This window comes from Ruegeria sp. AF1 (assembly GCF_056542125.1).
In genome coordinates, this window is the sequence record NZ_JBQFZG010000001.1 from 864761 (window position 1) to 876789 (window position 12029).

Consider the following 12029-nt stretch of genomic DNA (forward strand, 5'->3'; position numbering starts at 1 on the left):
CGTATGGCGACCATATCGCCCGCTGCTGATTTTGCACCCGTCGCGGCCTCGGCTGCGACCCCCGCCCGCACGCGTGACCCGCGACTGGATTTCTATCGCGGCATCGCGATGTTCATCATCCTGATTGCCCACATTCCCAATGATCCCTGGGCGAATTGGATCCCGGCGCGCTTTGGGTACTCAGATGCAACCGAGATCTTCGTGTTCTGTTCGGGCATGGCCTCGGCCATCGCCTTTGGCGGGGCGTTCCTGTACAAGGGCTGGTGGATGGGCACAGCCCGTGTGGCCTATCGCATCTGGCAGGTTTATTGGGCCCATATTGCCCTGTTCTTCTTTGTTGCCATGACAATGGCAGCGCTGGACCTGACCGGCGCGTTCGAGAAAACCTATGTCTCGTCGCTGAACCTTCAGCATTTCTTCGATGATCCCGCCCCGCAGATGGTGGGGCTCTTCACGCTGACTTATGTACCGAACTACTTTGACATCTTGCCGATGTATCTGGTGGTACTGGCGCTGATGCCGCTCTACATCGCGCTATACCGTATCAGTTTCTGGCTGATGGCTGCTGCATCTGTGGCGATCTGGTGTGTCACCCAGACCGGCGCGCTGGCCCTTCCGGCCGAGCCGTGGTCGGATCGGCAATGGTTTTTCAACCCGTTTGGCTGGCAATTGCTGTTCTTCACCGGATTTGCCTTGATGCGCGGCTGGATTCCCGCTCCACCGGTATCGAAATCTCTGGTCTGGGCGGCTGCCTTGTTCCTGATCCTGTCAGCTCCGTTTGGATCTTGGAAGGTCTTCCTCTGGGTCAATACCGCTGCGCCTGAGTTGGGCGCTGCGATCCGAAAGATCTGGCCACTGACTGACGAATTGCGCGACAAAACCGAGTTTGGCGCGCTGCGATATGTCCATTTTCTGTCATTGGCCTATCTGGGTTGGGCTGCGGCAGGCGAACATGGTCACCGCCTGATTGCGACGGGTCACAGCATGGGCGCGCGCGTCTGGCAGTTCCTGTTGACAGTCATCACCAAAGTCGGTCAGCAATCCCTTGCAGTCTTTGTATTTTCCATGGCGGCAGCACGACTTATCGGCGTTGCCCTTGATCAGACTGGGCGGGATGTTGCCACCGTCTTTGTCGCCAACATGATTGGCTTTGCCATGATCATTGGCGTGGCTTATCTGGCATCTTGGTTCAAGTCTCAACCCTGGAAATTGAAGAGATGAATTTAACCCGTCGCGCATTCCTCGTCTCGACGACAGCCTTGGCCTTTGCCCCATCGGCCTATGCATCCGGGGGCGCAGTCCCCTTTGACCGCGACCACGTGGTCGAATTGGCCCGCGACCTGGCCAACCGCCCTTATGCGGAACGTGAAATGGTTCCTCAGGAATGGCAGAATCTGACTTACGAACAGTATCGCTCGATCCGATTCCGACTGGACCGGGCTTTGTGGTACGAGACCGAAACACCATTCAACGTCGATTTCTTCACACCGGGCCTGTATTTCCCCCGGACCGTCAAGGTGGAAACGGTCGAAAATGGCATGACCACACCGGTCGTTTTCGATCTGGGGATGTTCGAGAAATCTGAAGATGTGCCGCAATTGCCCATCGACGAGACTCTGGGCTTTTCAGGCCTGCGCCTTCGGACCGAGATGCACCGCCCCGGCAAGACGGATGAATTCTGCGTCTGGCAGGGTGCCAGCTATTTCCGCGCTATCGGTCTGGACGAGGTCTACGGTTTGTCAGCACGCGGTCTGGCCCTGAAAACAGGCGAACCGGATGGTGAGGAATTTCCTGAATTCATCCGTTTCTGGCTGGAACGCCCCAAACCCGGCCATCGCAATATGGTCGTCCATGCGTTGATGGACAGTCCCAGCGTGACTGGCGCCTATCGCTTCAATGTCACGGCGGGGGCAGATTGCGTTATCGATGTCGAGGCCACGCTGTTTCCCCGCGAAGACCTGCCTCATGTGGGTATCGCGCCGGGCACCTCGATGTTCCTGTTCGACCAGACCAACCAAAGCCGGTTTGACGATTTCCGCCCTGCCGTCCATGACAGCGACGGGCTGTTGATCCGCAATGGCGCGGGCGAGGTGTTGTGGCGTCCGCTGGCCAACCCGACCCGCCTGCAAATATCTTCCTTCGTTGACGAGAACCCACGCGGCTTCGGGCTGATGCAGCGCAAGCGCGAGTTTTCGGACTATGCCGACCTTGAGGCGAATTATCACAAACGCCCGGGCCTGTGGGTCGAGCCTCAGAATGACTGGGGCAAAGGCACCGTTACTTTGGTCGAAATACCGGCAGATCAGGAAATCTACGACAACATCGTCGCCTATTGGCGCCCGGCAGAACCCTATGCAGCAGGCAGTCGGGTTGACCTGTCCTATCGTCTGATCTGGGGTGAGGAGCCTCAGCGCACTCCGATGCCACGGGTGACCAACACTGCCATGGGCGAGAACACCTTCGGTGAAGGGCGTTTGGCTGTCATCGATTTCGAAGGCAGCGATTTGTTCGATGATATCGAGGCGATCAGTGTCTTCGTGGATTCCCCTCATGCAGAAACCTCGGACGGTGTTCTGCAACGCAACCCGGATACGGGTGGATTGCGTCTTGCGTTTTCATTCCAGCCAGATGGGCGCGATCATGTCGAGTTGCGCGCGCAACTGCTGAAAGACAAACAGCCTGCCTCTGAGGTGTGGCTTTACCGATGGACCATATGAACCGCGATCTGCATATCATGCCGCCCGAGGCACCTCTGGCGATGCCCACGCAGAATTTCAGCGTTGGGTTCCACGATGCCGATGCCCCGTCGGGCACAGACATGGGCGCGACTGGATTTTGGCGCGCGCTTGCGTTTTCACCGGCGATGGTAGCGACATTGGGCCTGCTGTGGATCATGAGCGACTGGTTCAGCGCCCAGGGGATCAATCTGATCGAGGGCATCCTGTTGGCGCTTATCTCGTTCAACTTCTTCTGGATTTCGTTCACGGTCTGCACCGTTCTGCTGGGTATGGTTTCGCTGTCGAGACAGGATCGTCCGCAGCGCAAACGCACAGCACAGCCCCTGCGCGTTGCCCTTTTGACACCGGTATACAACGAAGTGCCATGGAACGTGCTGGGCAACGCCCGCACCATGCTCGAAGATTTGCAGGCACGCGGTGGGCAGCATCACTATGCCATGTTCATCCTGTCCGACACGCGCGATCCTGAAATCGCGGCACAGGAACAGGCCAGCGTCGAAGCCCTGCGCACCACGCTCGCCCCAGGACTGGAGTTGTATTACCGCCGTCGCGAGCAAAACACCGACCGCAAGGTGGGAAACATCGCCGACTGGGTCAGTCGCTGGGGCGCAGACTGGGACGCGATGCTGGTTCTGGATGCGGACAGCCTGATGACCGGCCGCGCTATACACCGGCTGACCGATGCGCTGGCGCGTGATCCCGGTGCCGGGCTGATTCAGAGCTATCCGCAACTGATCGGCGCGCAATCGGTTTTTGCCCGAATGCAACAATTTGCCAATGGAGTCTATGGCATCGCCTTTGCCGAAGGGTTGGCGCGTTGGTGCGGGCAAGAGGGTAATTATTGGGGTCACAACGCAATTATCCGCACCAAGGCTTTCGCTACCAGTGCCGGACTGCCCAAGATGCGTGCGATCAACGGTCAGGATAAGCTGATCATGAGCCACGATTTCGTCGAGGCTGGATTGCTGCGCCGTGCCGGATGGGCGGTGCGGTTCCTGCCGCGCATTCGGGGATCTTACGAGGAAACGCCCCCCACACTGATCGATCATGCGTTGCGGGATCGGCGTTGGTGCCAGGGCAATCTGCAACACCTGAAACTGTTGGGCTCAACTGGATTCCGGGCCGTCTCGCGTTTTCACATGTTCCACGGTGCCGTTGGCTATTTGATGTCACCTTTGTGGTTTGCGCTGCTTTTGATGTGGGCACTGATCGGTCAGGGCAAAGACGCTTCTGTCCTGCATTACTTCAGCCCCGATAATCCGCTGTTCCCGCAATGGCCGGAAATGTCGGAAACCCGGCACGTTCTGATCATTCTTGTGATGTATGCAATGCTGCTGGCACCCAAGGTGCTGGGAGTTCTGGCTTTGCCGCTAAGCGGTGTACGCTATTCCGAATTCGGAGGCGGCCTCAAGTTCCTGACCTCGTTTCTGGCCGAGGTCATTCTGTCGATCCTGTATGCGCCGATCCTGATGGTGCAACAGATGATCGCCGTTTTCCGGACGGCGCTTGGCATTCAGCGGGGCTGGTCGCCGCAAGCACGCGACGGTGGCAGTTACGGATTACGCACACTGCTTCTGTGTCATGCATTGGAAACAGTCAGTGGCATCGCCTTGAGTGTTGGTATCCTGTCCGGGCTGGTCTCGATCTGGTTGGCTCCGATTGCCATCAGTCTCGCCCTGGCCATCCCGCTATCGGCACTCAGCGGTGTTTCGGCCGGTGCCGCACGCCGGATGGTCGGGATGCGCGAGGATTTCCGCGAACCTGCCATCACCCGGTCGGCCCGCCGTTACCGGGCCGAGCTGAAGCAACTGGTTGAAGGCAAGATCAAGATGGCGCCGGCAGAGTGATCAACTGCCGGGAAGCCCTTCGTACCAATCCACGACCATATCGGCCCAACCGGCTGGAACTGTATGACCCCCCGGGAACAAGGCGAACTCCAGCGCGCTGCCTTTGGCACAGGTGGTCCAGCGGCGGCGCATGAAATTCTCCGTTGTGCTAAAGCCGGCCGGTTTGTGATCGACGCAGCCATTTGCCTCGCGCCAGATTTCGAGCCCGGCATAGATATCGCCCTGCTGAAACCGGCCACCGCCCAGTACGCGCCCCTCAAGCGGAACTACGTTGTCCGTCCAGCCATGGGTATGCAGCATCCGGATTGGACCCTTGCAGGTTTCTGGGTGTGGCCGCCAGAATCCTCCGGACACCGGAACATATGCTGAAAATGTCTCGGGCGCCTTGCAGGCGAGATAGTTGACCATAAAGCCACCAGCCGAAAACCCGCCCAGCATGACCCGGTCCACATTGATTCCGAACCGGTTTTCCGCGTCCTGAACCACTTCGGACAGAAAGGCGGTTTCATCCCGTTCGCCAAATCCAGGGATAAAATTCCAGCTTTTTCTGCCGCCCCGGTTGGGCCTTTCCGAACCTTCAGGCGCCATCACTGCATAACCGCGCGCCAACAGAGGTTCGACCATCCCGCGATTTCGCATCGTTCCCGATCCACTGCCGCCATATCCGTGCAGAAACACCACCAATGGCGGGTTTTCCGCATCGGGCAGTTCGATATGGTACGCGCCCAAGGAGGTTTCGCAAATATCCCCCTGATCAGCGCATCCCGCCAGGGCCAACTGCGCGGTGAAGGCAAATACTGCTGCCAAGCCGATTTCCCTGATCATCCCGCATCCTCATTGTATTTGCGAACCGGTAAACCGGCTCTTACCCATCCCGGCCCGGCCGCCGAGCCCAACATACCCTCGGGTACGTCGATGATATTTGTGAATCCGGCTTCAATCAAACGATTGCTGAGGCGCGCGGACCGCACCCCTCGGGCGCAAATCAGCGCCACGGGCGCAGCCTGATCACCGCCGGTCATTTGTGTCAGAACGTCGACGAAATCCTCGCGGCGCAAGTCCAGCGGTACCGCGCCCTCGCCAATTCCCGAGGCGCGCCACTCGCGCGGTGTGCGGATATCAACCAGCAGAACGCGCCCGTCCACTGCCTGCTCATGAGCGTCGGCCACACTGATCCGGCCACCGCTGTGATCTTCGGGGATCAGCCTGTATTGCCTAATCGCAAACCCGGCAGCAATCGCGGCACCGACGCCAATCACTACCCACCGTCGGGATCGGTTCATTTTTTCGGCCACACCTCAGCCTCCTGTTCGCTGGTGCTGTTTCTATCACAACCAAACAGCAGGTTGCGCGGTGAAAGACAGCTCGCAGATCAAGATCGCGTCATTAATGCGCTGCGCCGCCAATACCTTGGTGATCCATTTCAGCTCGTTAAAAAGTTGCCATCTCTGGACAGTCGGCAAAATATCCTTACAAAATTGACCTCACCCTGACCGCCCAGACCGGAGTATCGCACTTGTCCCTATTCCTTATCGCGGCCCTTCCCTTCCTTGGTGCTGTATTTCCCGCACTGCTGATCCGCGCGGGCCGAAACGCTGCCGCATCCGCAGCCGGGTTGACCACATTTCTGGCCCTGATGGGGCTGCTGATCCACATCCCTTCGGTCATGCGCGGAGACGTCGTGACTGCCCGGTTTGACTGGATACCGAGGTTGGGCCTGAACGCGAATTTCATGCTGGACGGGCTGGGATTTCTTTTCGCCTTGCTGATCCTCGGCATTGGATTGCTCATCATTCTCTACGCACGGTTTTACCTGTCGCGCGAAGACCCGATGGGGCAGTTCTATACCTACCTGCTGCTATTTCAGGGGGCGATGGTTGGTATTGTCCTGTCCGACAATATCCTACTTTTGATTGTTTTCTGGGAACTTACATCGCTCAGCTCATTCCTGCTAATCGGCTATTGGAAACATCTGCCCGATGGCCGACAGGGCGCGCGCATGGCTTTGGCCGTCACCGGCTCGGGTGGGTTGGCGATGATCGCCGGGATGCTGATCCTCGGCAATATCGTTGGGTCCTATGACCTGAGTGTCATTTTGCAGAGCAAGGAACTGATTCAGGCGTCCTCCTACTACCTGCCGGCGTTGATCCTGATCCTGTTGGGCGCTTTCACCAAGTCGGCACAGTTCCCGTTTCACTTCTGGCTGCCGCATGCGATGGCCGCACCGACACCGGTTTCCGCCTATTTGCACTCGGCCACCATGGTGAAAGCCGGTCTGTTCCTGATGGCGCGGATGTGGCCGGTTCTGGCAGGAACAGATGCCTGGTTCTACATCGTGGCCACGACTGGTCTGATCACCATGCTGCTGGGTGCGGTCATCGCGCTGTTCAAGGATGATCTAAAGGCGCTGCTGGCCTTTTCGACCGTATCCCATCTGGGCCTGATCACCATGCTGCTGGGCTTTGGCACCAAAATTGCCGCCGTGGCCGCCATTTTCCACATCATCAACCATGCGACCTTCAAGGCTGCCCTGTTCATGACCGCCGGGATCGTGGATCACGAGACCGGTACGCGGAACCTGAAACGGTTGGGCGGTCTGCGCCACCTGATGCCGATCACCTTTACCATCGGCACCATCGCGGCCCTGTCCATGGCGGGTCTGCCGCCGCTGAACGGCTTTTTGTCGAAAGAGATGATGCTGGAAGAGACCGTCCATACCACCTGGTTGCATTCACATTATCTGGTTCCGGGACTGGCACTTTTGGCAGCGCTGTTTTCGGCCGCTTATTCTTTCCGATTCGTCAGCCATGTTTTCCTTGGACCCCAGCGAGACGATTATCCCGCCCATCCGCATGACCCGCCTGTCGGGCTGTGGCTGGCACCCGCATTGCTGGTGGTGCTGGTCGTCCTGATCGGTCTGAATTCCGCAGTAATCGTTGGCCCCCTGATCGCCGTGGTTTCCAGCGCGGTAATTGGCGGAGAGAAGCTGCCGTATTACTCGCTCAAACTGTGGCATGGCTTCACGCCTGCACTTTACATGTCGGTTGTTGCGACGTTGGGCGGCCTGTTCCTGCTGGCAATGCACAAACGCGGCGAGCAGGTCTGGAATGCCCTGCCCCGACCCGAGGCCAAGGTGATCTTTGAGGCAATCATCGACGCGCTGACCAGGTTAAGCCGCTGGATAACCGATGAAATGCATAACGGTGTTCTCAGCCGCTATGCGGTCATCTTCGTCGCCTTCACTGTAGGCCTTGGTTATTACGCCTATTCGACAGGCACCATCGGTGTGGAAACACGCGTTCCGCTGCCAGCGCAGATCATTCCGATCATCGGCTGGATCTGTTTGGTGGGCGCGACGCTTGGTATCATGTGGTTCCACCGGAACCGCCTGTTGTCGCTGGTTTTGATCGGTGTCGTGGGCCTGATCGTTTCCATCGCGTTCAACTATCTTTCAGCTCCTGACCTTGCCTTGACGCAAATCTCGGTCGAGGTGGTAACGATGATCTTGTTGCTGCTGTCGCTGAACTTCCTGCCGACCGAGACGCCATGGGACAGCAGCGCGGCGCGGCGATGGCGGGATGCCGCGATTTCCGTCGTTGCCGGTCTTGGCACCGGCGCGCTGGTCTACGCGATGATGATGCGCGATTTTGCATTTCCAACGATTTCAGAATTCCATCTGGCCAATTCCTATAAGGGTGGTGGCGGCACCAATGTTGTCAACGTGATCCTGGTCGACTTCCGGGGTTTTGATACGTTTGGCGAGATCATCGTGCTGGGCATTGCCGCGCTGATTATCTTTGCGCTGACGGAATCCGTGCTAAGCACCAATGTCCGCAGTTACCTGCTGAATCGCAAACCGCATTGGCCTCAATCCGGTGATTCACATCCGCTGATGATGGTTGTGGCGACCCGCGTGATGATGCCAATTGCGCTGATGGTCGGGGCTTATATTTTCTTCCGTGGGCACAACCAGCCAGGCGGCGGTTTTATCGCCGGGCTGATCGTCGCCATCGCCTATCTGATGCAATACATGGCCAGCGGCTATACCTGGGCGATTGAGCGGCAGCGGTTTTATTACCATGGCACCATTGGCTGGGGCGTCCTGATCGCCGCAGCCACGGGTCTGGGGGCCTGGTTTAATGAACGCCCCTTCTTGACCAGTGATTTCGGCTATCTCCACTGGCCGCCACTTGAGGAATTCGAATGGGCCACCGCCATGCTGTTTGACACGGGCGTGTTCCTTGCGGTTCTGGGCGCGGTAATGTTGGCGCTCGACAGCCTGTCCCGCTTTGCATGGCAACCCGGAATGGCACAGGAATTTCCGATGGATATCAACCCTCTGCGGGACTCTCCACCGGAACAAGAACAAGAGAAGGAGCAGGCCTGATGGAAGCGCTCGTAGCCTCTGCCGTCGGTATCTTGACCGCTGCCGGAATATTCCTGATCCTGCGCCGCCGGACGTTCCCTGTCATTCTGGGCCTGTCGCTGATTACTTACGCGGTCAACGTGTTCCTGTTCGCGACCGGGCGCCTTGCGCTGAACGCCCCCCCGGTTCTGAACAAATACAAGGACGTCGCTTATACCGATCCTCTGCCACAGGCGCTGGTGCTGACCGCAATTGTGATTTCCTTTGGGATGACCGCGGTGATCGTGATGATATCGCTCAGCGCGTACCTGTCCTCCAAGGATGACCATATCGACATGACAGCGCAGGACAGCGTAGATGCAGCAGGAGAAGACGCATGAACCACTGGATCGTTGCGCCGATCGTCCTGCCCGCGATCCTGGCTCCGTTTAACATCATGGTCCTGCGATACCATCTGGATTTGCAGCGCATCTTTTCGGTTGCCGGTGTTGTAGCCCTGTTGGGTATCGCCCTGACGATCACGGCACAGGCCTCGGGCGGAGATATTCAGGTATACGAGCTTGGCAACTGGCCTGCCCCGTTTGGCATTGTCATGGTTCTGGATCGTATGTCAGCTATGATGGTTTTGCTGACAGCTCTGCTTGCCCTGCCGATTGTGCTTTACGCCATTGCAACAGGCTGGGACAACCGGGGCAAGCATTTCCACGCCCTGTTCCATTTTCAGCTTATGGGTGTCTGCGGCGCTTTCCTGACCGGAGATGCCTTTAACCTTTTCGTGTTTTTCGAAGTTCTGCTGATCGCCTCTTATGGCCTGATGACCCATGGTGGCGGTGCGGTGCGGTTGAAGGCGGGTGTGCAATATGTCGCTTACAACCTGTTGGGATCGACTTTGTTCCTGTTTGCTTTGGGCACGATCTATGGCGTGACCGGGACACTGAACATGGCAGATATCGCCTTACGGGTAGCAGAAATCCCGGCCGAGGATACGGCATTGCTGCGGGTTGGCGCGGTTCTTTTGCTGCTGGTCTTTTGCATCAAGGCCGCCGTTCTGCCCCTGCATTTCTGGCTACCTGCCAGCTACGCCAATGCGCCAATGCCCGTCGCGGCCCTGTTTGCAATCATGACCAAGGTCGGGGCTTATTCGATTCTGCGGATGTTCACACTGGCCTTTGGCCCCGATGTCGCCGCAACGCAGGGACTGGTGGGAGCGTGGTTGCAACCTGCTGCACTTGTCACATTGGCCGTCGGGGCTATCGGCATTCTGGGGTCAAAACATATCGCCCGCATGGTGGCGTTCTGCGCGATTGCATCCATGGGCACCCTGTTGATCGCAATCTCACAATTCACGCCTGATGCAACAGCCGCGGCACTGTACTATGTGTTCCATTCGACACTGGCGACAGCCCTGCTATTCCTGGTTGCCGATCTGGTGATGGCGCGGCGCGGCGGGGCCATCGCACCAACGCCACCCATGCCGCAAAGCGGGCTGGTGTCCGCGCTGTTCTTCGTGGGGGCGATTGCGATGGCGGGGATGCCGCCCTTGTCCGGCTTTATTGGCAAGCTGCTTGTGCTGGACGCCTCGCGCGATGCTTCGGATGCCACGACGGTCTGGGCCGTGATTCTGATCAGCTCGTTCGTCACAATAATCGGGTTGGCCCGAGCCGGAACGTTGATTTTCTGGAAAAGTTACGACACTCAGGCTGTTCCGATAGCAGAGCCAGCGGAAAATGAAGCTGCCCCTGCACCGGTCGCACCGGAACCGCAACCCGGTCTGGCCTTTACTGCCGTTTTTGGCGCCGTAGCCGGCCTGATCCTGCTAACATTGTTCGCGGGTCCTGCGCTGGAATATACAAGCCAAACTGCAGGGCAGCTGTTTACGCCTGAAAACTACATTTCTGCCGTATTGGGAGGGGCCGAGTGATGAAACTGCTACACCGGATATTTCCGCACCCGCACCTGACCATTTTGTTGACGATCGTCTGGATTCTGCTGGCCAACAGCCCGTCACTGAATTCTCTGGTCTTTGGCCTGATCCTTGGAATCATCATTCCCTTCGTCACACAACCTTACTGGCCCGACAGGCCCAAGCTGCGCAACTGGCCCATGGTCGCCGAATACATGATCGTGGTGCTGTGGGATATTGTCGTTGCAAATATGACGGTGGCCCGGATCGTCCTCTTCAAACGCAATGAAGACCGGCGGCCCAACTGGGTTAGCATTCCGCTGGAGCTTCGGACACCCGAGGCCATAACCGTGCTGGCCGGAACCATCACGATGACGCCCGGCACCGTCAGTTGCGACTTGTCGGCACAGGGGCACAATCTGCTGGTTCATTGCCTGGACGCGCCGAACCCGGATCAGGTGCGCGACGAAATCAAGCAACGCTATGAACGTCGCCTGAAGGAGATTTTCGAATGATCGAATACGCAATCTACTTTGCATTTGCCTGTTTCGGCGCGGCGATCATGATGTGTCTGTGGCGGATCATTACCGCGGACGGCGTTGGGACACGGGTTCTGGCTCTGGATACGATGGTCATCAATACGATTGCCCTGATGATCCTTTATGGCCTGTCGAAAGGAACCGAAATTTTCTTTGAAGCGGCCATGATCATCGCGATGCTGGGCTTCGTCTCAACCGTGGCTTATGCACGATTCATGCTGCGCGGCAACATCATCGAATGAGGGCGATATGACATTCCTTGCAGAACTGCTGATCGCCGTTTTCTTGATAGTCTCGGGTATCTTCGGGTTTGTCGGGTCCTTCGGCATGATCAAGTTGAATGACCCTATGTCGCGCCTTCACGCGCCGACCAAAGCGACAACTTTGGGTGTGGGCGGGGTGTTGCTGGCTTCGATCACCCATTCCGTTCTGCTGGAAGGCAAACTGTCGCTACACGAGCTTCTGATAACGCTGTTTCTATTCCTGACGGCTCCGATCACGGCCCTGTTCATTGCAAAATGGCACATTCACCGTCATGAACTGCCCAGCGACCTGCCCGATGCTGGCGAGGATGAGCTCTGGGCCACCCACGCGGTCGAGCAGGTCGAGGATGTTCCAGACCACAGCGCGAATTAA

At 57.9% G+C, this 12029-nt stretch carries 11 protein-coding genes; 9 read left to right on the top strand and 2 right to left on the bottom strand.

What is annotated here, in order from left to right; all coding sequences use genetic code 11:
- Nucleotides 1-3 precede the first annotated feature (3 nt).
- Genes ACR0BK_RS04285 through mdoH form a run of 3 tightly spaced genes read left to right on the top strand, consistent with a single transcriptional unit; the run spans nucleotide 4 to nucleotide 4585 of the window.
- Nucleotides 4-1221 (top strand): OpgC family protein, encoded by a 1218-nt coding sequence (locus ACR0BK_RS04285; protein ID WP_480517648.1) that lies wholly within the window; start codon nucleotides 4-6, stop codon nucleotides 1219-1221.
- Entirely contained in the window at nucleotides 1218-2717 is a 1500-nt protein-coding gene (locus ACR0BK_RS04290) for an OpgD/OpgG family glucan biosynthesis protein (protein ID WP_480553854.1), read from the top strand. The genes ACR0BK_RS04285 and ACR0BK_RS04290 overlap by 4 nt, the downstream gene beginning before the upstream one ends.
- Nucleotides 2714-4585, top strand: coding sequence for a glucans biosynthesis glucosyltransferase MdoH (mdoH, locus tag ACR0BK_RS04295; RefSeq protein ID WP_480553855.1), 1872 nt, complete (start codon nucleotides 2714-2716; stop codon nucleotides 4583-4585). The genes ACR0BK_RS04290 and mdoH overlap by 4 nt, the downstream gene beginning before the upstream one ends.
- Here mdoH and ACR0BK_RS04300 read toward each other — a convergent pair whose 3' ends face one another.
- On the bottom strand, nucleotides 4586-5410 hold the full coding sequence (locus ACR0BK_RS04300; protein ID WP_480553856.1) for a CE1 family esterase: 825 nt from the start codon (nucleotides 5408-5410) through the stop codon (nucleotides 4586-4588). It lies immediately after the preceding gene.
- The gene (locus tag ACR0BK_RS04305) at nucleotides 5407-5868 is read right to left on the bottom strand and encodes a rhodanese-like domain-containing protein (RefSeq protein ID WP_480553894.1); all 462 of its coding nucleotides are present in this window, start codon (nucleotides 5866-5868) and stop codon (nucleotides 5407-5409) included. Before ACR0BK_RS04305 ends, ACR0BK_RS04300 begins: the two co-directional genes overlap by 4 nt.
- Before the next feature lie 233 nt (nucleotides 5869-6101).
- On the opposite strand from ACR0BK_RS04305, the gene ACR0BK_RS04310 reads away from it, so the two are divergent.
- Genes ACR0BK_RS04310 through ACR0BK_RS04335 form a run of 6 tightly spaced genes read left to right on the top strand, consistent with a single transcriptional unit; the run spans nucleotide 6102 to nucleotide 12029 of the window.
- Nucleotides 6102-8972, top strand: a complete 2871-nt coding sequence (locus tag ACR0BK_RS04310; protein ID WP_480553857.1) for a monovalent cation/H+ antiporter subunit A — start codon at nucleotides 6102-6104, stop codon at nucleotides 8970-8972.
- Nucleotides 8972-9331 (top strand): Na+/H+ antiporter subunit C, encoded by a 360-nt coding sequence (locus ACR0BK_RS04315; RefSeq protein ID WP_209503290.1) that lies wholly within the window; start codon nucleotides 8972-8974, stop codon nucleotides 9329-9331. Before ACR0BK_RS04310 ends, ACR0BK_RS04315 begins: the two co-directional genes overlap by 1 nt.
- Nucleotides 9328-10872 carry a monovalent cation/H+ antiporter subunit D gene (locus tag ACR0BK_RS04320; RefSeq protein WP_480553858.1) on the top strand — a complete coding sequence of 515 codons (1545 nt, stop codon included), beginning with the start codon at nucleotides 9328-9330 and terminating at the stop codon, nucleotides 10870-10872. The genes ACR0BK_RS04315 and ACR0BK_RS04320 overlap by 4 nt, the downstream gene beginning before the upstream one ends.
- Complete coding sequence (locus ACR0BK_RS04325; protein WP_480473523.1) at nucleotides 10872-11369, top strand: Na+/H+ antiporter subunit E; 498 nt, start codon at nucleotides 10872-10874, stop codon at nucleotides 11367-11369. The genes ACR0BK_RS04320 and ACR0BK_RS04325 overlap by 1 nt, the downstream gene beginning before the upstream one ends.
- Nucleotides 11366-11635, top strand: coding sequence for a K+/H+ antiporter subunit F (locus ACR0BK_RS04330; protein WP_209503286.1), 270 nt, complete (start codon nucleotides 11366-11368; stop codon nucleotides 11633-11635). The genes ACR0BK_RS04325 and ACR0BK_RS04330 overlap by 4 nt, the downstream gene beginning before the upstream one ends.
- 7 nt (nucleotides 11636-11642) lie before the next feature.
- Complete coding sequence (locus ACR0BK_RS04335; RefSeq protein ID WP_480473524.1) at nucleotides 11643-12029, top strand: Na+/H+ antiporter subunit G; 387 nt, start codon at nucleotides 11643-11645, stop codon at nucleotides 12027-12029.

What these genes read in the sequence shown, in the direction of transcription:
- ACR0BK_RS04290 (WP_480553854.1), top strand. Translation starts at nt 1,218, where the DNA reads ATGAATTTAACCCGTCGCGCATTCCTCGTCTCGACGACAGCCTTGGCC.
- ACR0BK_RS04300 (WP_480553856.1), bottom strand. Translation starts at nt 5,410, where the DNA reads ATGATCAGGGAAATCGGCTTGGCAGCAGTATTTGCCTTCACCGCGCAG.
- ACR0BK_RS04315 (WP_209503290.1), top strand. Translation starts at nt 8,972, where the DNA reads ATGGAAGCGCTCGTAGCCTCTGCCGTCGGTATCTTGACCGCTGCCGGA.
- ACR0BK_RS04330 (WP_209503286.1), top strand. Translation starts at nt 11,366, where the DNA reads ATGATCGAATACGCAATCTACTTTGCATTTGCCTGTTTCGGCGCGGCG.
- ACR0BK_RS04325 (WP_480473523.1), top strand. Translation starts at nt 10,872, where the DNA reads ATGAAACTGCTACACCGGATATTTCCGCACCCGCACCTGACCATTTTG.
- ACR0BK_RS04320 (WP_480553858.1), top strand. Translation starts at nt 9,328, where the DNA reads ATGAACCACTGGATCGTTGCGCCGATCGTCCTGCCCGCGATCCTGGCT.
- ACR0BK_RS04285 (WP_480517648.1), top strand. Translation starts at nt 4, where the DNA reads ATGGCGACCATATCGCCCGCTGCTGATTTTGCACCCGTCGCGGCCTCG.
- ACR0BK_RS04305 (WP_480553894.1), bottom strand. Translation starts at nt 5,868, where the DNA reads ATGAACCGATCCCGACGGTGGGTAGTGATTGGCGTCGGTGCCGCGATT.
- ACR0BK_RS04335 (WP_480473524.1), top strand. Translation starts at nt 11,643, where the DNA reads ATGACATTCCTTGCAGAACTGCTGATCGCCGTTTTCTTGATAGTCTCG.
- mdoH (WP_480553855.1), top strand. Translation starts at nt 2,714, where the DNA reads ATGAACCGCGATCTGCATATCATGCCGCCCGAGGCACCTCTGGCGATG.